The sequence below is a fragment of the Albidovulum sp. genome (assembly GCF_049646345.1).
In the GTDB taxonomy this organism is placed as follows: Bacteria; Pseudomonadota; Alphaproteobacteria; order Rhodobacterales; family Rhodobacteraceae; genus Albidovulum.
In genome coordinates, this window is sequence record NZ_JBARVQ010000085.1 from 1 (window position 1) to 2,069 (window position 2,069).

Annotated in this window: 2 protein-coding genes and 1 pseudogene; 1 reads left to right on the forward strand and 2 read right to left on the reverse strand. The window is 64.1% G+C overall.

Annotation, left to right across the window (positions count from 1 at the left end; genetic code table 11):
• Nucleotides 1-883, forward strand: an 883-nt coding sequence (gene acuI, locus WBB85_RS02160) for an acryloyl-CoA reductase (RefSeq protein WP_432636980.1), incomplete at its 5' end; no start/stop codon positions are given.
• 56 nt (nucleotides 884-939) lie between these two features.
• Here acuI and WBB85_RS02165 read toward each other — a convergent pair.
• Complete coding sequence (locus WBB85_RS02165; protein WP_432636981.1) at nucleotides 940-1,638, reverse strand: M48 family metallopeptidase; 699 nt, start codon at nucleotides 1,636-1,638, stop codon at nucleotides 940-942.
• 46 nt (nucleotides 1,639-1,684) lie between these two features.
• Nucleotides 1,685-2,069: pseudogene (locus tag WBB85_RS02170) on the reverse strand (VWA domain-containing protein); the annotation flags it as partial.

Genomic DNA, 2,069 nt, shown 5'->3' on the forward strand with positions numbered 1-2,069 from the left:
GTATTCGACGGTGAACTACAAGGACGGTCTTTGTGTCGGGCCGGGCGGCGGGCTCGTGCGCAACTATCCCCATATCCCGGGGATCGATTTTGCCGGTACGGTCGAGGCGTCCAGCGATCCGCGCTACAAGGCGGGTGACAAGGTCGTGCTGACCGGCTGGCGTGTGGGTGAGGCGCATTGGGGCGGCTATTCGCAAAAGGCGAATGTCCGCGCCGACTGGCTGGTGCCATTGCCCGATGGGCTGACCACACGTCAGGCGATGGCGGTCGGCACCGCCGGTCTGACGGCGATGCTGTCGGTCATGGCGCTGGAGGATCACGGGCTTGAGCCAGGCCACGGGCCGGTTCTGGTCACGGGTGCGGCGGGCGGCGTCGGATCGGTCGCGACGGCGATCCTCGCACATCTCGGCCATGAGGTGGCGGCGGTCACCGGGCGGCCCGAAACCGCGGATTATCTGAAAAGCCTTGGTGCGACCCAGATCGTCGCGCGTGAAGAGCTGACCGAAGTGACCCGCAAGCCCCTGGAGGGCGAACAATGGGCGGGCTGTATCGATGCCGTGGCGGGCGCGATGCTGGGCCGGGTTCTCAAGCAGATGAAATACGGCACCTCGGTCGCCGCTGTCGGCCTTGCGGGCGGTGCGGCCATCGACGGCGCGCTGATCACCCCCTTCATCCTGCGCGGCGTCAATCTTCTGGGGATCGACAGCGTCATGCAGCCCTATGCCAACCGCCTGCGCGCATGGGAGCGGATCGCCAGGGACCTGCCGATGGACAAGCTTGAGGCGATGATCCAGCCCGCGACCCTGTCGGATCTGCCGGGCCTTGGACGCGACATCCTGAAAGGTCAGGTCAAGGGCAGGGTCGTTGTCGATGTAAACGCCTGATCGCGGACCGAAAAATGCGGCGGCCGGTCCCTGGCTGCCGCATGGCGCGGATGGATTCAGCGATCCGTGCCGATCTCTACGCCCCATTTCGCCTCGTTCCGTTCAATGGCGGCGATGCGTTCGGCGGTTTTCGGGTGGCTCATCAGCCAGGCGGGCGCGGCGCCTGCACTGCCGGTCAGGGTTTCGAGTTTCTCGAACAGGGTTTTCTGCGGCCCCGTCCCGACCCCGACCTTGACGAGAAGAGCCGAGGCATATTCATCGGCCTCATATTCGTCCTGCCGTGACAGGCGCGCCGCCAGCATCGAGGTCAAAAGCCCCGCGACATAGACACCGATCCCCGGCAGGAACCGGCCAAGGACGCTCGCCAGCACCACCCGGATGGCGTTCTGCCCGGAAAAGTCGATCATCCGCCGCCGGGAATGGCCAAGCGCCACATGGCCCAGCTCATGGGCGATCACGCTGGTCATCTCCTCTGCCGTCACAGCGCCTTCGGTATATTTCTGATAAAAGCCCCGCGTGATGAAGATGCGCCCGTCAGGTGCTGCAAGCCCATTCACCGGGGCGATCTCATAGATATGGACCGGCACCCGCGTGACCCCCAGCGCTTCGGCCAGCCGCCGGGTCAGCGCCATCATCCGCGGATCGGCAAGTTCAGTCGACCGTTCGTCCAGCACCCGTTTCGTCCGCCAGACCGAAAAGCGGTACATGGCAAGACCGTAGAGGACGGCTAGCAGGATCGGGGTGAGCTTCAGCATTCAACCAATATGGGGGAAGGGAGGCCCGAGGCAAAGCCCCTGAATATCAGGTCAGCACTTTCATCGCCCGCCCGATCCCGTCGAGTGTCAGGGGAAACATCGCGCTGTCGAAAATCTGGCGGATCATGCCGACGGATTGGGTATATTGCCATTGCCGCTCGGGCAGGGGGTTCAGCCAGACATTGGCGTGCCATTGCTCGCGCGCACGGGCCAGCCAGACCTGCCCGGCCTCGGCGTTCCAGTGTTCATTGGCACCGCCCGGATAGGCGATCTCATAAGGCGACATGGAGGCATCGCCGACAAAGATCGCCTTGTAGTCACTGCCGTAGGTCCTCAGCACCTCCCATGTGGGTGTCTGCGCGTCCCAGCGGCGGCGGTTGTCGCGCCAGACGCCTTCATAGAGGCAATTGTGGAAGTAATAGTATTCGAGA

What these genes read in the sequence shown, in the direction of transcription:
- WBB85_RS02165 (WP_432636981.1), bottom strand. Translation starts at nt 1,638, where the DNA reads ATGCTGAAGCTCACCCCGATCCTGCTAGCCGTCCTCTACGGTCTTGCC.